Genomic DNA, 20,090 nt, shown 5'->3' with positions numbered 1-20,090 from the left:
CTTTTTAAAGGATGATGCTATGCAGCTGGTTCGTTATTTTCAAGATCTTCTTCAAACATTTTCTCAACCGATTGTTGTGAGCTTCCGCCAGGCAAAATGAGGTTCAGCGTAATACCAATGACAGTCGCAAGCGCCATTCCTGCAATTTGCAAGTTGTCACTGACCTGGATGAATGCCCCACCTACACCGATGACTAGGATTACGGAGGAGATGATCAAGTTGCGCTTTTCACCAAGATCAATTTTGTTATCAATCAGCATGCGCAAGCCAGATGATGCAATAATTCCGAAAAGAAGGATCGACACGCCGCCCATGACAGCCGTTGGAATCGTTGAGATAAGAGCTGTTACTTTTCCAATGAAGCCGAACATAAGGGCAAGGACAGCAGCCCCTCCGATGACGAACACGCTGAATACTCGTGTTATCGCAAGTACGCCAATGTTCTCCCCATACGTTGTGTTCGGCGGCCCACCAAGGCAAGATGCGATCATTGTGGCTACTCCGTCTCCAAGAATGGAGCGGTGGAGACCTGGAGTTTTCAAGAAATTCTTGCCGGCAACTTTACTTAAAACCATCTGATCGCCAATGTGCTCTGCAATCGTAACAACTGCAATTGGTACCATGATGAATAAGATTTCCCATGAGAAGACATCAACCGGGTTGTAATCCGCAAACGGGATGATGAAATCCGGCATTTGTAAGAATGAAGCTTCTTTAATTGGAGTAAGGTCAACAATACCCATGAAGTAAGCAAAAGTGTATCCAGATACTATGCCGATTAAAATCGGAATCAGGCTGAAAAATCCTCTTAAAAACATGGAAGCGAGAATGGTAACCCCTAGCGTGACAAGCGCGACAGTAAAGTGTGTGCCGCTATAGGCTTCCGTAGCAGGGTTATTCATCGCCATGTCAATCGCCGTTCCTGCAAGACCTAGTCCGATGACCATGATCACGGGGCCAACTACGATCGGTGGAAGAAGTTTTAACAGCCAGTTTAACCCAAGCGCTCGAATCCCAATTGCGACAAGACCGTAGACAATCCCGGCAAAAAAGCTTCCGATCATGGCTCCCTCTGGTCCGTGTAAAGAGACGGCTGAAATGATTGGTGCAATAAAGGCGAATGACGACCCCAGGTATGCTGGGATGCGACCTTTCGTTATGGCAAGATAAGCTAGCGTCCCAAGTCCACTTGAGACAAGGGCAACCGCCGGATCAAGTCCGACGAGAAATGGAACTAATATCGTTGCGCCAAACATGGCGAATAAATGCTGTAAGCTCAATGTAAGCCAGCTTGAAGGTTTGGGTACCTCTCGAATTCCTAATACTTTTTTCATGATGTATTCCTCCTCGGTTGTGCGTGTCCCGGCCATCGTTTTTCTTAACCCTAAGGTATAAAAAAACTCCTTGCATGGCCGCAAGGAGGTACACGCGTGTCCTTAAACGGAACGCGTCTCCTCCCTTGGCCGTCTCTCTGGACGGATTTAAAGGGAGCACGATTTATGATTGTGATAAGCTAACTTGATCAAAGTCATCTACTTCTGTTAGAGCAACTTCAATGATTTCTTCTTTTGCTGTTGGTACGTTCTTCCCTACATAATCGGGACGAATCGGTAATTCTCTGTGTCCACGATCAACTAGCACCGCCAGTTGAATTTGTGATGGACGTCCAAGATCCATTAAGGCATCCATTGCAGCACGAACGGTTCTGCCTGTATAAAGAACGTCGTCAATAAGTATAACTTTTTGATCTGTTACATCCTTTGAAATGCTTGTGCCTTTTATTAGCGGATCCTGATCTTCGTTTTTGTGAGTAAGGTCATCGCGATACATGGTGATATCAACTTCTCCTACTGAAATCGCTGATCCTTCAATTTGTTCGATTCGTTCAGCTAACCTCTCAGCTAAATAAATGCCTCTAGTTTTAATCCCAACAAGCATTGTATTATCAATGCCTTTATTACGCTCTAGAATTTCATGTGCAATTCGCGTAAGCGCTCTTCGAATCGCTTGATCATCGAGCAAAATGCGTTTGTTTTCCATGATGATCGCCCCTCTCTCTTTATCGATCTGTGGCATTAAAAAAACCCTTTTGCCATGAGGGCAAAAGGGTTTTGGGCATATAAATGTACCGATCGTACATAGCCGTTTTTCCTTTGCAGCCTCACGGGACTGTCTTTAAAGGGTATGCTATTGTCTATAAAGAGTATCGCAAAGATCTCTTCTTAAGTCAACCTTAATCTTGTCTAAGTCGCTTTAATAAACGTTCAATATCCTCTGGAATAGGAGCAGAGAATTCAAGCCACTCTTCTGTCACAGGGTGACTGAAGCCTAGAACACCGGCATGAAGGGCCTGACCATCAATCGGAAGCGACTTTCTTCTTGGGCCATATTTAGGATCACCTGCAACGGGATGATCGATATATTTCATGTGAACTCGAATTTGATGCGTTCGACCAGTTTCAAGCTTACATTCAACATAAGTAAATTGCTTATAACGTTCTAGAACATGAAAATGCGTAACCGCATCTCGGCTATTTTCATCCGTTACCGTCATCTTCTGACGATCTTGCTTATCTCGCCCGATTGGCGCATCAATTGTCCCCACGTCATGCTGAATGTTGCCATGAACGATGGCAGTATAACGCCGGTTAACGGTTTTAGCTTGAAGCTGCTTTACAAGTGACTCATGGGCTTTGTCGTTCTTTGCGACCATTAATAACCCTGAAGTATCTTTATCAATACGATGAACGATCCCAGGACGGACAACACCGTTAATACCGCTTAGATCGTTAACTTGATACATTAACCCATTAACAAGCGTTCCGCTAGCATGTCCTGGAGCTGGGTGAACAACCATTCCTCTTGGTTTGTTCACGACAAGAACATCTGCATCCTCGTAAACAATCTCAAGGTTCAGATTCTCTGCTACAATTTCTAATTCTTCAGGCTCAGGAACGGTTACTTCGATCTTATCGCCTGCAGTTGCTTTATAATTGCCTTTCACGTCTTCGCCATTCACTTGAATATTTTTATCTTTAATCCAAGCTTGAACCTGGCTACGCGACCAGTCATTTTCATAAGAAGTAATGAGCTTATCGATTCGCTCACCTTTCTCTTCTTCTGCTACTTTAAATGTGAATTTTTCCATTAGTTTTCCCCTTTAGCCTGCTTACTTTCAAAAATGGTTCCGATAAAGATAAGAATAACACCTACAACAAGGGAGGCATCGGCAACGTTAAAGATCGGAAAATCATAAGAGAAGATAAATGTGTTCACAAAATCTACTACTTCTCCACGAAGGACTCGATCTATAAAGTTCCCTATTGCACCACCAAGTATGAGTGCTAGGGTGACGCTAACGAAACGGCTATGTTTATATTGTTTCATATAATAAATAACCGCTCCAATGACGAAAATGGTAATGATATAAAAGAAAATCATCTGTCCTTGAAGGATTCCGAAGGCGGCGCCCCGGTTTCGATGAGAAGTTAGATAAAGAAAGTCATTAATTAATGTAATGTTTTCACCATATTCCATGTACTTCACAACAAGCCATTTCGTCCACTGATCTAGAACAATGATGCCTATGGCTATGAGATATTTCCACACGAGCGCTCCTCCGATCAAATGTTACTTCCTATGAAAGTTTAGCACAGCTTGCTTCAGCAGACAATCGAAACTGAGCTAACAACAAAGAAAAGACGCTTCGCATCGCAAAGCGTCTTTTCGATTTATTTCTTTAATTAGTAATGATTTTTAACCGTTTCAGCACAGCTAGCGCAAAGAGTTGGGTATTCACTATTAGCGCCAACGTCTTTTTTCACTTGCCAGCAGCGCTCACACGTTTCTCCCTCAGCAGGTGAAACGGAGATCGCTAGTTCTTCATATACTTTCGCTTCCGCTGGTGCTTCAGCCTTCGTACCGGCCACTGTAGCACCTGATACGATAAAGAGCTTCTCAAGATTTGCTACGCCTTCCAGCAAATCCTTCGTACCATTATCAGCATAAATATGAAGCTGAGCGGTTAACGATTTACCGATTTTCTTCTCGTTACGCGCTTCTTCTAGTGCTTTTAGAACTTCGTCACGAAGCTCCATCACATGATCCCATTTTTCTTCAAGATCAGCTGTACCTTCAAAATTCTTCACTTCTGGCATATCGGAAAGCTGTACATACTCTTCCTTCTCACCAGGGACAAACTGCCATACTTCTTCAGCAGTGTGCGGAATGATAGGCGAAAGAAGTTTCGTAAGCGCAACAGCTGTCTGATAAAGAACTGTTTGGATCGCACGACGGTTCGGGTGATCTGCATGTTCAATATAAAGCGTGTCTTTCGCGATATCGAGATAGAACGAGCTCATTTCAATTGTAAAGAAGTTATGGATGGTATTATAAACCGTTAAGAACTGATACTCATCATAAGCTTTTTTCACTTTCGATACGAGATTATTTAGCTTCACAAGCATATACTGATCAAGTTCACCTAAATCCTTATACGCCACTTGATGCTCTGTTGGGTCAAACCCTTCAAGGTTCCCAAGCATAAAACGGAACGTGTTGCGAATCTTTCGGTACACTTCAGCTACTTGTTTTAAAATATCATTCGATACGCGAACGTCAGCTTGATAATCAGCCGATGAGACCCAAAGACGAAGAATATCCGCACCCAATTGTTTCATAACATCGTTCGGTACCATGGTATTTCCTAGCGACTTACTCATTTTCTTTCCTTCACCGTCAAGAATAAATCCATGGCTAAGAACCGCTTTATAAGGTGCTTTACCTGTTACGGCTACAGCTGTTGATAGGGAGGAGTTAAACCAGCCACGGTACTGATCAGAACCTTCTAGATACAAATCAGCAGGTCGTGCAAGGTCGCTTCTTTCTTCGAGAACAGCTTGGTGAGAAGAACCTGAGTCAAACCAAACGTCCATGATATCCATTTCTTTACGGAATTCACCGTTTGGACTATGCTCTGAAGTAAATCCTTCAGGTAGAAGTTCTTTTGCATCCCACTCAAACCAGATGTTTGATCCATGCTTACGGAATAATTCTGATACATGAGCAATTGTCTCATCTGTAATGATGGGTTCATTATTTTCGCCATAGAACACTGGGATTGGAACGCCCCATGCACGTTGACGAGAAATACACCAATCTTCACGATCCTTTACCATATTATGAAGGCGGATTTCACCCCATGATGGGAACCATTTCACATCTGCTACAGCTTGAAGAAGTTCAGGGCGGAACTCTTTGATCGACGCAAACCACTGCTCAGTTGCACGGAAAATGATCGGTTTCTTCGTACGCCAATCGTGTGGATAAGAGTGAGTGAAGAATGTAAGCTTCACAAGCGCGCCAACTTCTTCAAGTTTTTCAGTAATTGGTTTATTCGCTTTGTCATAGAACATACCTTCAAAGCCAGGAGCTTCATCAGTGAAAACACCTTTTTCATCTACAGGGCAAAGGATGTCTAGCTTATACTTTCGTCCGATCATATAGTCATCTTCACCGTGTCCAGGGGCTGTATGAACGCAACCTGTACCTGCGTCAAGCGTTACGTGGTCACCAAGAATCACAAGGGATTCGCGATCGTAGATTGGATGCTGAGCTGTCACGTATTCAAGTTCGCTACCTTTTACGCGCTTTACTTCACTTACGTTGTTCCACTCAAATTCTTCTTTTAATTGATCAACAAGCTCTGTTGCTACAACGTATTTCGTACCATCCGCTTCAATGACGCTGTATTCGAACTTCTCATTCAACGCAATCGCAAGGTTTGAAGGAATGGTCCACGGCGTAGTTGTCCAGATGATAAATTTCTCATCGCCATCAAGAACACCTTTTCCATCTTTTACATCAAACGCAACGTAAATCGATGCAGAGCGCTTATCTTGATACTCGATCTCAGCTTCAGCTAATGCTGATTCAGATGTCGGAGACCAATAAACGGTTTTTTTATCTTTATAAATATAACCGCGCTTTGCCATTTCTCCGAACACTTTAATTTGCTGTGCTTCATAGCCTTTATCAAGCGTAATGTATGGATTATCCCAATCAGCACGAACTCCAAGTCGCTTGAATTGTTCACGCTGGCGATCAACTTGTTTTAATGCGTATTCTTCACATTTCTTTCTAAATTCAGCAACCGTTAACTTCTTACGATCGACGCCTTTTTTCGTTAACGCCTGCTCGATTGGAAGTCCGTGCGTATCCCAACCAGGAACATATGGAGCATTAAAACCGTTCATTGATTTATATCGAACGATGATATCTTTTAAAACTTTGTTCTCTGCATGACCCATATGGATGTCACCATTTGCATATGGAGGGCCATCATGTAGGACGAATAGAGGGCGGTCCTTCGTTCTTTCCTGTACTTTTTCGTAGAGATTAATGTTTGCCCATTCTTTTTGCATGTCAGGCTCTTTATTCGGTAAATTTCCTCTCATCGGAAATTTTGTTTTTGGCATTAAGAGCGTTTCTTTATAGCTCATGAGGTTTCCTCCTTCAACTTATAACGAGCAACAACCGTAACGATCTTCAGCCACTCGGGGATTGTTTCTTCAAAGTGTGCTACAAAATAAAAAAACCTTCTCGTCCCCGAAAAGGGACGAGAAGGTTTTCCCGTGGTACCACCCAAATTAAGCTTTACGCTCACTTTGCATTCGTAACGTGAATGATTCGCCGAGGCTTACTTATCGTTCAGCACGGGACTCAGGGGCGATCTTCTCTGATTGCTTAACACCGGCTCACACCATTCCCGGCTCGCTTTGTTAAGTAAGAATCAGATACTCTTCCCATCTTCGTCGATCGTTATTGCTATTAATAGAAGTATAGTGTAAATAAAAATAAGAAGTCAAGGAAATGACAAAAAATAAATGAGTGCTTTATGCTTTTTCTTCGATTTGCTCCTGTTGTTGCTCTTCTTCCTCATCAAATCGAGCCACTAGGCCATCCCAGTCTTCATTATTCAGCATCTCTAGCTGGGCTTCAACTAGCATACGAAAACGCGTGCGATAAACCGCTGCTTGTTTTTTCAGCTCTTCATTATCCATGGAGATTTTACGCGCTTTAGCGAGCGAATCATTAATAATGCGGTCGGCATTTTTCTCAGCTTCTTTTACAATAAGTTGAGATTCTTTCTTAGCGTTTTGTCGCACTTCTTCTGCTGACTCCTGTGCTACTAGGATCGACTTATTTAACGTTTCTTCAAGGTTTGAGAAGTGTCCAAGTCGTTCTTCTAGAAGCTTCACTCTCTCATTCAATTCTTTCTTTTCTCTGATTACCGTTTCATAATCTTTGATTACCTGATCAAGAAACTCATTGACCTCATCTTCATCATAACCGCGGAATCCGCGTGTAAATTCTTTGTTATGAATATCTAATGGTGTTAAAGGCAATTCAGCCACCTCCGATTTACTCTCATTTTTCATATACCCGGCTTACTCGTATTTCGACAATCATTTGGATATTCCTTCTATTTATGACAAACTATTTACGAATTTGATACGTAATCCGCCATTTATCCCGCTTTGTTTTGCCATCAACAGAAATAATCTTACTTCTACCTGAACCTCGTAACGATAAATAGTCTCCCTCTTTCACTTCAGCAGAGGGTTGACTGACGATCTTCCAATTTAATTTCGCTCGATCATGTTCAATCATCGGAGCAACCTTACCTCTTGATAGATTGTATACTTCTGCAAGTACCGTATCCAAACGGAGGCTTGTTACTGTGCCTGACTGCTCCTGCCAGGAAGCTTCTACGACGCTTACGCTCGTTAATGGAATTTCGTTAGGAGATATGGACGCTTTACCTGCATGTGTTAAATTCATTTTCACGAAATCCGCAATTTCCTTCGCTACGATTAAATGCGCAGCACTATCCTGCACAAGGATATCTCCAAACTTCTCACGCTTAATTCCAAGACCCATCATTGCCCCAAGCAAATCTGGATGAGTAAGTGATACGAATTTGGCTGGATATGTAATTTCAAAAGCGATTATCTCGAAATCTTCAGTTGTTGGTTCAAAGTAAGGAGGAACAAGAAGAGCCCTCTGACGCTCAGACCCTTCAACTCCACCCGAAAAAAACACGCCCACGTCAGAGTGATTTCCAATGATTTGCCTCACCATATCCTGTTCTCTTGGATCAAGAAAATCGGTTAACCTGGGAGCATACCTTTCTTGAACCTCATCCTGCCATTGTAAAACGCGATCGACAAATGTTCTTTCTTCTGGACGATAATGTTCGTAAATAGACATTAGCCTATGAATCTAAAGACCGCAATAATTCCATATTGCACAAACTGAAGTGCGAAAATGGCTACGATCGGCGAAATATCAAGCATTCCACCGATTGGAGGAATAATTTTACGAAACGGAGCTAGATATGGTTCTGCTATAGAAGCAATCATTCGTCCAATAGAAGATTCTCTTGCATTTGGAATCCATGACATAAAGATGTAAATGATGAGGATCCACGTATAAATTTGTACTGCTGAAAGTAGGATTGAAACTATGTTCAAACTTTTCACCCTTTCTTAATTACTGGTCTTCGTAAATTTCATCTGTAATGTTACCTGAAATTTCAACATTGTCCGGTGTACATATAAACGTATCCGGACCGAGTTTCTGAATATCGCCACCAACAGCGTAGACTGTTCCACTTAGAAAATCGACAATGCGTCTCGCCTGATCTTGTGGAATACGCTGAAGATTCATCACAACAGACTTCCGATTTTTCACGTGATCAGCGATATCCTGAGCTTCAGCATACACTCTTGGTTCAACTAGCACAACTCTTGAGTTCTTATGAACGCTTTGAAGACTTACCACATTTTGTTTAGACTGCTTACGATTCGCTCGAGTAACTTCAGGCTCTTCTTCTTCCATATATGAATCTTGCTCCTGCTGCTCATCCAACTCTATCGTTTCATCATCAAGTTCAAAGAACTGCTTGAATTTCGTTTTGATACCCAATTCCCTGCACCTCCTGGAGAGCTTATTTTATTTTTCATTTCCGACAAGTGACGATCCAATGCGAACATATGTCGCGCCCTCTTCAACAGCAATTTCATAATCATTTGACATCCCCATTGAAAGTTCATTGCAAGGAGCATGTGGGAGTGAAAGACTTTGGACACGTTCTCCAAGCTCACGAAGTTTCTTGAAAACATCTCGAATTTCATTTGTATTATCTGTATGCGGAGCCATAGCCATTAATCCTACGACTTTAATAGATGAGAATTCATTAAGTGACTCAATAAAAGGTAGCGTCTCTTCTGGCGATAATCCATGCTTAGATTCTTCACCAGACACGTTAACTTGCACAAAACAGTTTACTTCACCATCAGCTCTCTTTTGTATTTCTTTAGCTAGAGATATACGATCGAGGGAGTGAATATAATCTACAAATGGAAGAATGTCTTTCACTTTACGAGATTGTAGTGTGCCAATAAAGTGCCACGAAGGCAATGTGCCAATAGCTTTTACTTTCTTCAATAGCCCCTCATCACGACTTTCACCGAAGTGAGTAACGCCTGCTTCTAATGCTTCTTTTGTACGTTCGACGCTAACATATTTAGTCACCGCTACAACATGAATATGCTGAGGATCACGACCTGACCGTTCTGCTGCTGCGCTAATTTTACCTTTGATTTTTTCTAGACTTTCTCTTACATTCACGATAATGCTATACCTCCCCGAGTCCTATGTATGCCATCATTCTTCCTGTTTTTCCATTTTCATTTCGATGAGAGAAAAACAGATTGCTACAGCTTGTACAATAGTCACTAACTGATAGTTGACTCGCCTTAATCCCTGACCGAAGGAGGAGCTCGCGATTCACGGCTTTTAAATCAAGCTGGTATTTCCCAGTTGCTTTTTCATCAAAAAACAGATCCTGATCTCCTACTAGCGCTTTAATGTGTTCGATGACGCCATCATCAACTTCGTAGCAACATTTCCCTATTGAAGGGCCGATTGCAGCATAGATATCGTCGGTTTGGATTCCATCGTTGTTCCACGCACGAATCATCTCTCCTGCAATATTCTTCGTTGTTCCTTTCCAGCCTGCGTGGGCAATCCCCACTCTTTTAGCTGCTGGCGCATAGAAATAGAGCGGAACGCAGTCGGCATAAAGAGCGGTTAGAAGAACTTCCGGATCATCTGTATATAGCCCGTCCACTTTCGGAATGGCATCTTGATGATTCGTTGCTCCTCGTCCCTTATCCGCTGCTGTTACATTCGCAATGTCGGCGCCATGAATTTGCTCACCAACGATCCATCGATCAAGGGATTGTCCGATATCATAGGCAAGGGTTTCGCGATTTATTAGTACATCTCTCGCTCGATCTGGTACGTGGAACCCAAGATTCAAGCTAGAAAACGGAGTCTGGCTAACTCCGTTTCTACGGGTTGAAAAACCTGCTATCAGGTTATCGTTCCGTTCAGCTTGATCTGGAAATTTCAGTGCCAGTGATGTTTTATGTGTTGATGGTTGAAATGGTTCTTTTTCCACAGTTGCACCCCTTTATACCATGATACAGTTTATACCTTATTTTATCATAATATGTTGAACCTAAGGGATATAGATTGTTAGATCTTTCTTTCCTTATGATTCTTTCTGAAACGATTCGCCATCAGCTGTATCATGATGTCTTACTAGAATGACATCTGACCCAATTTTCACTATGTTGCGCCATGGAATAACGACATCACTTTCTCGCGCAAACAATCCCATCATTTTACCTGCACCTGGAATCACAATCGCTTCTATTTTTCCTGTCGTTAAATTAATTTCCAGATCAGCGATGTGACCAAGCTTACGTCCATTCGAGACATTCACAACATCTTTCACCTGAAATTCTGATATTTTTATCATCGCGCACCCACCTTTCATCTCATTATATGAAAAGAAGGCAAAAGAAAAGACCTGTTTCCCAGGTCTCGTTCTAACTTTGGATATTTTTATTCATTTGGTGAATCGCCGCTTTCTCAAGTCGGGACACCTGTGCCTGCGAAATCCCAATCTCATCTGCTACTTCCATTTGCGTTTTACCCTGGAAGAATCTCATTTGTAAGATCATGTTCTCTCGCTGATTTAATCTTGTCATGGCTTCCTTTAAAGCAATATCTTCAAGCCACTGGATGTCTTTCTGTTTATCATCACTGATTTGATCCATAACGAAAATGGGGTCGCCTCCATCATTATAAATAGGTTCAAATAATGAAACAGGATCCTGAATCGCATCAAGTGCAAAGACTACTTCTTCCTTCGTCACCCCAAGCTCTTTGGCAATTTCAGTCGGATTTGGTTCTTTGGAATTCTTCGTCATTAATTTATCTCTAATCTGGAGAGACTTATAAGCGATATCTCTTAAAGATCGTGACACTCTGATCGGGTTATTGTCACGGAGATATCTTCTGATTTCACCGATGATCATCGGCACTGCATAAGTAGAGAATTTCACGTTTTGCCCTAAATCAAAGTTATCTATGGATTTCATCAGGCCAATGCAGCCCACCTGAAAAAGATCATCCACGTATTCTCCTCGATTATTAAATCGCTGGATCACGCTTAGAACAAGCCTTAAATTACCATTCACTAGTTCTTCACGTGCCGAAATATCCCCTTCCTGCATCTGCTTAAAGAGTACTCTCATTTTTTCATTTTTAAGTACTGGAAGTTTGGATGTATCTACTCCACAAATCTCGACTTTGTTTCGTGTCAACTCATTCCCTCCTCATCGGAGATGCTGTCAAAGTAAAGTATCTCCGCGAGTGGGAATTTTATGCATCTATTATCCTAAGAAGCTCAGACCATTTTATTGAACTCTTTCCGAAGTCGTTTAATAATGCGCTTTTCGAGCCTTGAAATATAAGATTGAGAAATGCCAAGCAAATCGGCAACATCCTTTTGCGTTTTCTCTTCTTCTCCAGCAAGACCAAACCTTAACTCCATAATTTGTTTTTCTCTTGGATTAAGTGTTTCTAATGCTTTCACAAGTAATCTACGATCAACGCGAGCTTCTATCCCTCGCGTAATGATATCTTCATCTGTCCCAAGAACATCAGACAAAAGGAGCTCATTTCCATCCCAGTCCACATTAAGCGGCTCATCAAATGAAACTTCTGAGCGTATTTTATTATTCCGTCGAAGGAACATTAATATTTCATTCTCTATACACCTTGATGCATAGGTTGCAAGCTTGATTTTTTTCTCAGGATTAAATGTGTTTACTGCTTTGATGAGACCAATCGTACCAATACTAATTAAATCTTCAATGTTGATCCCCGTATTCTCAAATTTCCGTGCAATATAAACGACCAGACGAAGATTACGCTCTATTAAAATCGATCTTGCTGCTTTATCTCCCTTAGGTAATTGGATTAATAAATGCGCTTCTTCATCTTTCGATAGAGGAGGAGGTAGTGCTTCGCTCCCTCCTATGTAATAGATCTCATCAGGTTTAATACCAAGCTTCATTAGGATCCGCTGCCACCATAGAACTAACTTAATTTTCATTTTCCCCATCTCGAACTCCTCCTTGGTCGTCTTGTTTTCTCTTCTATGACGCAGTCGCCTTATGTCCTGTCAGCATTTTCGGATGAAGGATACACGTATAATCTTTTTCTCCTGAAATCGTATGAAAGCTTAATCCAACAAGTACTTTTTTGACAGTTAATGAACGTCCCTCCATCGAGATCAATACTTCATCCGGCTTTACAGCACACAAGAATTGATGATCTTGTCCGACTGCCCGAAACGGAACAATACGTAACCGATGTTCCCAACGATCCTCCTCTCCTTCTTCTTGGAATTCCGTGATGTTTTTGGCTTTCTGAATAAACGATGGTGGAAAGTTCGCTTCATGCACCGTCATATCGAGGATCATAACAGGTGAGCCGCTTAAAGGGTCTTGTAACTGGTTGCCGCTATCGACAAGTGCTTTAGCTGAAATTGTCACATCATCAATTCGGATACTAACTTCTGCTAGTTGATCAAAATGAATTCGTGTTGTCTCGAGATGATCCACTCTTCTTTTTGAAAAAAACCAAACGATAGGGAAACCAACTAACACAAAAAGCCAGCTAACGGGATCCCCAAATCCAGTGCTTTGTGTAGCGACCGCTCCGTTATACACCGTCATATCTTTTTGAAAGAAATAATGTGCCCCCATCATTCCCCCGCCAATCATAAAAGTAACAAAATAGAAGAGAAGCCAACATTGAAAGAAGCTACGAAACCTTGTAAAGCCAAACGTTACCACAACAATAAGTAAGGAGTAGAGCAGCTTCATGAATGGGTTTACCATAAATGTTAGGGCAGGAACAAAAAGAAAAAGCACATAACACGAAGCGATCAATGCACCAGTAGCAAGCCGTCTCTTTTTTACTTGTTTCTTCAGCAGTATCCCAGTTAGCGCAAGCAGCATGTAATCGAAACAAAAATTTAGCAACCAGATCACATCAAGGTATACTGCCACCGAACGCCTCCCCCCTTGCGATTTTGATACTAAGTATAGACTAAGTTTCTTTATAAAACTGTCAGATTGTGCCGGTTAGAGTGAGGTTATTTTGGATAATTATCACTAGTTTTGTCAGGCGACCATCCGTCCAAAAACATAAAAAAAGCCGGCCTTTTAGAGGACGACTTCTCAATTAAATGGATTGATTTTGATAAGCTCCGTACGTTATTTCCATCCCTGTTGACGCAGGTATAAGCAATTCACAACAATACTCAGGAAAAGCTTTTTCTAGCGCTAATTGAAGATCATTCGACGAAGCTTTGGGATGAAAGACAATTAATGTTGGACCTGCACCGCTTAAAGCAGCTCCATACGCACCATTTTCCATAGCAATCGCACGAACCTTTTCTAAGTCTGGCACTAGATGTTTTCGATAAGGTTGATGAAAAAGATCACGCTCCATTAGCTTACCCGCCAATTTCCAATCGTTCTGAAGAGCAGCGCCTACAAAAACATTTGCGATATTGCTTGCCTCTACAGCTTCTTGAAAAGGGAGCATATCGGGCAACACTGATCGAGAATCCGTTGTTTTCAATTTGCGATTTGGTATTAGTGCGATCATCTCTAAATCAGTTACTTGATGTGATATCGTTCCTATTCCTTCCTCTCCAGTTGCAATAACGAGTCCGCCATAAAGGGACGCGGCAACATTATCGGCATGGCCTTCAAATGTTGTGGCAATCTGTACTTTTTCTTCAATCGTTAGATGAAGATCCATTGTAAAGTCCGCAATTTCGACAGCAGCAACAATGGCTGCAGCACTGCTCCCAAGTCCCCTCTCTAAAGGAAGTTCACTCGTCATTGTGACAGTATGAGGAGAAGGTTTCTTTCCATTCCCATACTTCTTTTCGATTTGCTCGATTGTTTGATAAATCATATTATCTTTGCCTGCTGGCAATACATCATCAAAGTCAATGTAATGAAAGGACCATTCTGAAGAAGGTTCCAATTTTACGTGCAAATAGCGATTGATTGCAAGACCTACTGAATCAAATCCTGGTCCAAGATTTGAAGTACTACCTGGAACTTTCAAGTAAAGGCCTTCTTCTCTATTCACTGGCTCACACATCCCTTGAGCTCCTCAAGAAACTGTGTTTTATCTGCTGCAACAACACGTGGTTTTGCAACAACAAGGTCCATTGCAGTGGAAGGATCTTTCAATCCATTCCCCGTTAATACGGCAACAACCTTTGATCCCTTCTTAATCTCTCCTGAGGCAACCTGCTTCATTACTCCAGCTACCGAAGCACACGAAGCTGGTTCAGCAAAAACGCCTTCCTTTTTGGCAAGCTCTTGATACGCATGCAAAATTTCATCATCTGTTACGCTATCGATTTTACCTTTTGATTCAATCACAGCTTCTTCGGCAAGATGCCAACTAGCTGGATTCCCAATACGAATGGCTGTAGCGATTGTCTCTGGATTGGGGATGATTTTCTTTTGAACGATCGCAGCAGACCCCTCAGCCTCAAATCCACGCATTTGCGGTCGACTATCTTCTGACACATATTCTTTAAACCCTTTCCAATAAGCAGAAATGTTCCCAGCATTGCCAACAGGAATCGCTAGCACATTTGGCGCTTCCCCAAGCTGATCACATACTTCAAAAGCCGCTGTCTTTTGACCTTCTAATCGGTATGGATTAACAGAGTTAACTAGAGCAATAGGCTCAGTCTCCGCAATATCGCGCACCATTCTGAGCGCTTCATCAAAATTCCCATCGATCTCAAAAATTTCTGCGCCATAAATCATGGCTTGGGCAAGCTTACCTAGCGCTACTTTCCCCTTAGGTATAACGATAATGCAGCGTAAGCCTGCTCTTGCCCCATAAGCTGCGGCCGCAGCTGCTGTGTTGCCTGTAGAAGCACATATAATAGCGTCACTGCCTTCTTCCTTCGCCTTAGCCACAGCCATTACCATGCCACGATCTTTAAATGAGCCCGTCGGATTTGCTCCTTCAATCTTCACATAAAGGGAAATACCTAGTTCGTTTGAAAGCTGATCAAGCTTTAGCAGCGGTGTATTTCCCTCATTTAGCGTGAGCTGAGGAGTCTCCTCTGTTAGAGGTAAATATTCTTTATATTGCTTAATCAAACCATTCCAGCTCATTACATTCCCTCCACTCGGTAACGACTCTTCACTTCTACGACTACATCCAAGTCTCTCAAACGATTATGAACTTCTTCAAATGCTCGTTGATTCGTTTCATGTGTAATGATGACAAGTTCAGCCGTACCATTATTCACAACTGGCTCTTGAATCAATTTCTCTAAACTTAATCCACGATCCTGGAATAGATGAGAAATTTTTGAAAATGCACCCGGTTCATCTTTTACAATTAACCTGATAAAATGTTTGCTTTTAATTTGCTCATCGCTTGTTAACTTCCGCTCATGCTGTGGAAGAATAACGCTTTTTCCATTCACACCTAATCGCATATTTTTAATAACAGCTACGAGATCGGATACAACCGCAGTGGCAGTCGGTAATTGACCTGCACCAGGGCCATAGAACATTGTTTCTCCTACCGCTTCACCATAGACATACACCGCGTTATATTCATCGTTAACGGACGCTAATGGGTGTCTTGAAGGAAGCAATGTTGGCTGAACCGAAAGTTCAATAGATCCGTCTGTTGAGCTCGCAATGCCTAATAATTTAATTGTGTAACCTAGCTTCTTACTATAAGCAATATCTTCTTCATCAACACGTGTGATGCCTTCTACTTTTACATCATCTAATCCAACCTTCATGGAGAAGCCAAGCGTCCCAAGAATCACCATTTTTCTAGCAGCATCTAACCCTTCTACATCAGCAGTAGGATCCGACTCCGCAAATCCAAGGTCCTGAGCTTCTTTTAAGACACTCTCATATGGGACATTGTTTTTTGTCATTTTAGTTAAAATGTAGTTTGTTGTTCCATTCACAATTCCCATTAGCTTAGTAATGCGGTCAGAAGATAATCCTTCTACTAAACTTCTAAGGATAGGAATGCCACCCGCTACACTAGCTTCATAGAAAAGATCACTTTCATTATCAACTGCAGCAGTTAGTAATTCTCTTCCATGGATCGCCATCAGGTCTTTATTCGCTGTTACAACATGCTTATGATTCTTAAGAGAAGCAAGAATGAACTCTTTCGCCTGATCAATCCCACCAATTACTTCAATCACAACATCGACCTCTGGATTATTGATAACATCTTCAGGATCTTGAGTGAGAATGCTTGAATCTAGATCAACGTTTCTTTCTTTATCCATATCTCTTACAAGCACCTTTGCCACTTTCACCTGACAACCCACTCGCTGCTGTAACTCTTTCTGGTGGGAATCAATCATATGTACAACACCACTACCTACTGTGCCAAGTCCTAACAATCCTACAGATACGCAATCCTTCATATACTCTCCACTCCTTTGTCCTTCTGGTGAGGACACTTGTTTTTATATAATGGACATTATACGTGTGATTGCCCACGAACACAACACCGTTTTCAGAAATAAATAAATTTTATTTATATTAACACAAAAAGCGGAAGTGGTCGACTAGGTCCGACAAGCGCTGGAACCTTTCGATTGGAACACGCCCTTTGTGTTCTAAACGAACGGTGAAGCGGCTCGAGGACCTGACCACTGGAGCTGGATTACATAAAAAGCGGAAGTGGTCGACCAGGTCCGACAAGCGCTGGAGAGAGAAGAAATGAAGAGATTTAATAAACGACTAACCGAACTTTCCCAAATAAGAAAACCAGCTCTAAAAAGAGCTGGTTTTCTGAGTTATCTTCTATTACGTTTGCGGTTACGAAGGAAAGTAGGGATATCTAGCGTATCGTTAGACTCTTCCGTTCTTGTACCGAATTTAGATGGCTCCGGCTGAACTTCTTCCTCTTCATGCTTCTGCTGTTGTATCGGAGCGCTTTGCTTCGATTGTGCAGAAGGACGTGGAACCGTCTTCTTCTTATTTTCGTTCTCGTCAAAGCCAGTAGCGATCACTGTAACAAGAATTTCGTCCTTTAAATCTTCGTTAATTACAGAACCGAAAATCATATTCACATTCTCATCAGAAGCTGATGAAACAATGTCAGCTGCTTCATTTACTTCGTACAGGCTCAAATTAGATCCGCCCGTAATGTTCATAAGCACCCCTTTTGCACCATCAATAGATGTCTCTAGGAGTGGACTGGAAATAGCTTTTTTAGCAGCCTCAGAAGCGCGGTTTTCGCCTGTTGCAATACCAATTCCCATTAATGCAGAACCACGTTCAGTCATAATGGTTTTAACATCTGCGAAGTCAAGGTTAATAAGACCCGGTACTGCAATAAGGTCTGAAATCCCTTGAACACCTTGACGAAGAACGTTATCCGCTTCACGGAACGCTTCAAGCATTGGAGTGTTTTTATCAACAATTTCAAGTAGACGATCGTTAGGGATTACAATTAACGTATCGACTTTTTCCTTAAGCATTGCAATTCCAGTAACGGCTTGTGTCGAACGCTTCTTACCTTCAAAGGTAAATGGACGTGTGACAACTCCTACTGTTAATGCACCAAGTTCTTTGGCAATTTCAGCAATGACAGGTGCAGCACCTGTTCCAGTTCCGCCACCCATTCCTGCGGTAACGAATACCATATCAGCACCGCTAAGCGCTTCCTGAATCTGTTCTTTGCTTTCTTCAGCAGCTTTCTTTCCGATTTCCGGATTAGCTCCTGCACCAAGACCTCTTGTTAATTTACCACCAATTTGCATTTTAACTTCTGCTTTAGCAAGGTTCAATGCCTGTGCATCCGTGTTAACAGCAATAAATTCAACACCTTGGACACCATTCTCGATCATACGATTGACAGCGTTGCTTCCGCCTCCGCCGACACCGATTACTTTTATCTGTGCTAATTGTTCCATATTCATATCAAACTCTAACATCTCAGGTCCTCCTAATCTTGTAATAGCCCTTTATTCAACAAATAGATTAAAGAAATTCTTCACTTTCTCTTTCATACCTGGTGAAGAAGATTTCTCACCTGGTTGAGGTTCGGCTTTTGTTCTACGCTTGGGCTTCACTTCTTCTTCAGGGTTGAGTGATGCAGCCACTTCTTTCCCCTGAATCTTCACGTTTTTATACGTGAACTGGATAAGACCAATGCCAGTTGTGTATTGCGGTTCGCGTACGCCGATATAGTCAGGGACCGCAACACGTACATTGTGCTGCAGAATTTCACGAGCAAGTTCAAGAACTCCGTCCATTCCGACCATACCACCGGTTAGAACAAATCCGCCCGGCAATTCACGAATTCCCATTCGCTTAATTTCGTCTTCTATCAATTCTAACATCTCTTCGATCCGAGGTTCTATAATATGAGCTAATTCGTACTGATTAAATTCTTGTTCAGCCGAACTTCCTATTGTCGATACTGTGAAAGCTTCCTCTTCTGAAGCAAGATCAACGAAAGCATTGCCATGCTTAATCTTAATTCGCTCAGCTTCTTCAGTCGTTGTTCTAAGACCAATCGAAATATCTTTGGTTACGTGATCGCCACCAATTTGAAGTACAGATGTGGCTTTCAGTGAGCCTTCTTCAAAGATAGAAATCGTAGTAGATCCAGCACCCATGTTAACTAGTGCTACACCTAAATTACGCTCATCTTTTGATAAAGCCATTGACCCACACGCTAGCGGTTGTAGACAAATATCAGCAATTTCAAGACCCGCTTTTTCAACGCATCTTAATAAATTATGTAATACTGTTTTTGAACCTGTGATGATTGTTCCTTCCATTTCAAGGCGAACACCAATCATCCCACGTGGATCCGTAATGCCGTCGAGTCCATCAACTACGAACTGTCCTGGAATCACATCAATAATTTCTCGCTCAGGAGGGATAGAAACAACCTGTGCTGCGTCAATTACTCTAGCAATATCTTCATCATGAATTTCACGATCCTCACTCGATACAGCCACTACCCCATGACAGGGTTGTAACTGTACGTGATTGCCGTTAATCCCCACAATCACAGAACGAACCGATAAACCTACCATTCTTTCTGCGTTTTCTACTGCCTGCTTAATTGAACGAACAGTTTCATCTATATCCACAATCGATCCTTTACGAATTCCATCGGAAGGCGCGCTGCCGACTCCAAGAATATTTAAAGAATCGTTCGTCATCTGGCCAATGATTACTTTCACATTGGATGTACCGATGTCTAGACTCACATAAATCTCATTGCTGTTCATTCTCCTGGCACCTCCTTCAAAATGCTACCATGTTCAGGTATTAATAGTTTCTCTATAATAGGGTTGAAAAAATGTCCAACACCTTTATATACACAATAATCTCTTGAATTAAACTTCCTCAAGGCTCGCTTCATGAAGTCCCGGGAAGAATGTGATATAAGGACTCTATTCCACAAATCCGTTTATTTCCCTTCTTTTATACGAGATTTCCTCTTATTTTTTTGGGTGACACTCCCCTACTCTCTTCGGTTCATTCCTTTTTTACTGAAGAGATGTACAAAGCAGTGCATAAGTATTAGTCTACACCATGTGAAAGCAGTAG

The 20,090-nt window shown here is 41.9% G+C and carries 20 protein-coding genes and 1 other annotated feature; all 20 genes read right to left on the bottom strand.

The window, feature by feature from the left end:
• Positions 1 to 17: 17 nt before the first annotated feature.
• A complete protein-coding gene (locus Q4550_RS06700; RefSeq protein WP_303531215.1) occupies positions 18 to 1,334 on the bottom strand; it encodes a solute carrier family 23 protein in 1,317 nt (438 codons plus the stop codon).
• A gap of 163 nt (positions 1,335 to 1,497) precedes the next feature.
• Complete coding sequence (gene pyrR / locus Q4550_RS06695; RefSeq protein WP_194221361.1) at positions 1,498 to 2,040, bottom strand: bifunctional pyr operon transcriptional regulator/uracil phosphoribosyltransferase PyrR; 543 nt, start codon at positions 2,038 to 2,040, stop codon at positions 1,498 to 1,500.
• Positions 2,041 to 2,233: 193 nt separating this feature from the next.
• Positions 2,234 to 3,148: an RluA family pseudouridine synthase gene (locus tag Q4550_RS06690; RefSeq protein ID WP_303531213.1), complete on the bottom strand. Its 915-nt coding sequence runs from the start codon at positions 3,146 to 3,148 to the stop codon at positions 2,234 to 2,236.
• Positions 3,148 to 3,609: a signal peptidase II gene (gene lspA, locus Q4550_RS06685; protein WP_303531211.1), complete on the bottom strand. Its 462-nt coding sequence runs from the start codon at positions 3,607 to 3,609 to the stop codon at positions 3,148 to 3,150. The genes Q4550_RS06690 and lspA overlap by 1 nt, the downstream gene beginning before the upstream one ends.
• 134 nt (positions 3,610 to 3,743) lie before the next feature.
• Entirely contained in the window at positions 3,744 to 6,500 is a 2,757-nt protein-coding gene (ileS, locus tag Q4550_RS06680) for an isoleucine--tRNA ligase (RefSeq protein ID WP_303531210.1), read from the bottom strand.
• Between the two features lie 109 nt (positions 6,501 to 6,609).
• Positions 6,610 to 6,819, bottom strand: a binding site (T-box leader).
• 74 nt (positions 6,820 to 6,893) lie between these two features.
• The gene (locus Q4550_RS06675) at positions 6,894 to 7,406 is read right to left on the bottom strand and encodes a DivIVA domain-containing protein (RefSeq protein ID WP_194221357.1); all 513 of its coding nucleotides are present in this window, start codon (positions 7,404 to 7,406) and stop codon (positions 6,894 to 6,896) included.
• Between the two features lie 91 nt (positions 7,407 to 7,497).
• Complete coding sequence (locus tag Q4550_RS06670) at positions 7,498 to 8,271, bottom strand: YlmH family RNA-binding protein (RefSeq protein ID WP_194221356.1); 774 nt, start codon at positions 8,269 to 8,271, stop codon at positions 7,498 to 7,500.
• Positions 8,271 to 8,534 carry a YggT family protein gene (locus Q4550_RS06665; protein ID WP_194221355.1) on the bottom strand — a complete coding sequence of 88 codons (264 nt, stop codon included), beginning with the start codon at positions 8,532 to 8,534 and terminating at the stop codon, positions 8,271 to 8,273. Before Q4550_RS06665 ends, Q4550_RS06670 begins: the two co-directional genes overlap by 1 nt.
• Before the next feature lie 19 nt (positions 8,535 to 8,553).
• Positions 8,554 to 8,988, bottom strand: a complete 435-nt coding sequence (locus Q4550_RS06660; protein ID WP_194221354.1) for a cell division protein SepF — start codon at positions 8,986 to 8,988, stop codon at positions 8,554 to 8,556.
• A gap of 27 nt (positions 8,989 to 9,015) precedes the next feature.
• Entirely contained in the window at positions 9,016 to 9,693 is a 678-nt protein-coding gene (locus Q4550_RS06655) for a YggS family pyridoxal phosphate-dependent enzyme (RefSeq protein ID WP_303531209.1), read from the bottom strand.
• A 7-nt stretch (positions 9,694 to 9,700) separates the two neighbouring features.
• Positions 9,701 to 10,528 carry a peptidoglycan editing factor PgeF gene (gene pgeF, locus Q4550_RS06650; protein WP_194221352.1) on the bottom strand — a complete coding sequence of 276 codons (828 nt, stop codon included), beginning with the start codon at positions 10,526 to 10,528 and terminating at the stop codon, positions 9,701 to 9,703.
• A 93-nt stretch (positions 10,529 to 10,621) separates the two neighbouring features.
• A complete protein-coding gene (locus Q4550_RS06645) occupies positions 10,622 to 10,891 on the bottom strand; it encodes a YlmC/YmxH family sporulation protein (protein WP_098443312.1) in 270 nt (89 codons plus the stop codon).
• A 70-nt stretch (positions 10,892 to 10,961) separates the two neighbouring features.
• Positions 10,962 to 11,741 carry an RNA polymerase sporulation sigma factor SigG gene (gene sigG, locus Q4550_RS06640; protein ID WP_194221351.1) on the bottom strand — a complete coding sequence of 260 codons (780 nt, stop codon included), beginning with the start codon at positions 11,739 to 11,741 and terminating at the stop codon, positions 10,962 to 10,964.
• Between the two features lie 83 nt (positions 11,742 to 11,824).
• Positions 11,825 to 12,544: an RNA polymerase sporulation sigma factor SigE gene (gene sigE, locus Q4550_RS06635; protein ID WP_194221350.1), complete on the bottom strand. Its 720-nt coding sequence runs from the start codon at positions 12,542 to 12,544 to the stop codon at positions 11,825 to 11,827.
• A 34-nt stretch (positions 12,545 to 12,578) separates the two neighbouring features.
• Positions 12,579 to 13,496 (bottom strand): sigma-E processing peptidase SpoIIGA, encoded by a 918-nt coding sequence (spoIIGA, locus tag Q4550_RS06630; RefSeq protein ID WP_283152268.1) that lies wholly within the window; start codon positions 13,494 to 13,496, stop codon positions 12,579 to 12,581.
• Between the two features lie 175 nt (positions 13,497 to 13,671).
• A complete protein-coding gene (gene thrB, locus Q4550_RS06625) occupies positions 13,672 to 14,607 on the bottom strand; it encodes a homoserine kinase (protein WP_303531204.1) in 936 nt (311 codons plus the stop codon).
• Positions 14,592 to 15,647: a threonine synthase gene (gene thrC / locus Q4550_RS06620; RefSeq protein ID WP_303531202.1), complete on the bottom strand. Its 1,056-nt coding sequence runs from the start codon at positions 15,645 to 15,647 to the stop codon at positions 14,592 to 14,594. Before thrC ends, thrB begins: the two co-directional genes overlap by 16 nt.
• Positions 15,647 to 16,939 carry a homoserine dehydrogenase gene (locus tag Q4550_RS06615; protein ID WP_303531200.1) on the bottom strand — a complete coding sequence of 431 codons (1,293 nt, stop codon included), beginning with the start codon at positions 16,937 to 16,939 and terminating at the stop codon, positions 15,647 to 15,649. Before Q4550_RS06615 ends, thrC begins: the two co-directional genes overlap by 1 nt.
• A gap of 375 nt (positions 16,940 to 17,314) precedes the next feature.
• Positions 17,315 to 18,457, bottom strand: a complete 1,143-nt coding sequence (gene ftsZ / locus Q4550_RS06610) for a cell division protein FtsZ (protein WP_194221345.1) — start codon at positions 18,455 to 18,457, stop codon at positions 17,315 to 17,317.
• A gap of 30 nt (positions 18,458 to 18,487) precedes the next feature.
• Positions 18,488 to 19,768: a cell division protein FtsA gene (gene ftsA, locus Q4550_RS06605; protein ID WP_194221344.1), complete on the bottom strand. Its 1,281-nt coding sequence runs from the start codon at positions 19,766 to 19,768 to the stop codon at positions 18,488 to 18,490.
• Between the last annotated feature and the right edge of the window lie 322 nt (positions 19,769 to 20,090).

The organism is Anaerobacillus sp. 1_MG-2023 (assembly GCF_030547345.1).
In the GTDB taxonomy this organism is placed as follows: domain Bacteria; phylum Bacillota; class Bacilli; order Bacillales; family Guptibacillaceae; genus Guptibacillus; species Guptibacillus hwajinpoensis_B.
Note: the sequence above shows the minus strand (reverse complement) of the source record. Positions and strands in the feature narration are given on the sequence as shown.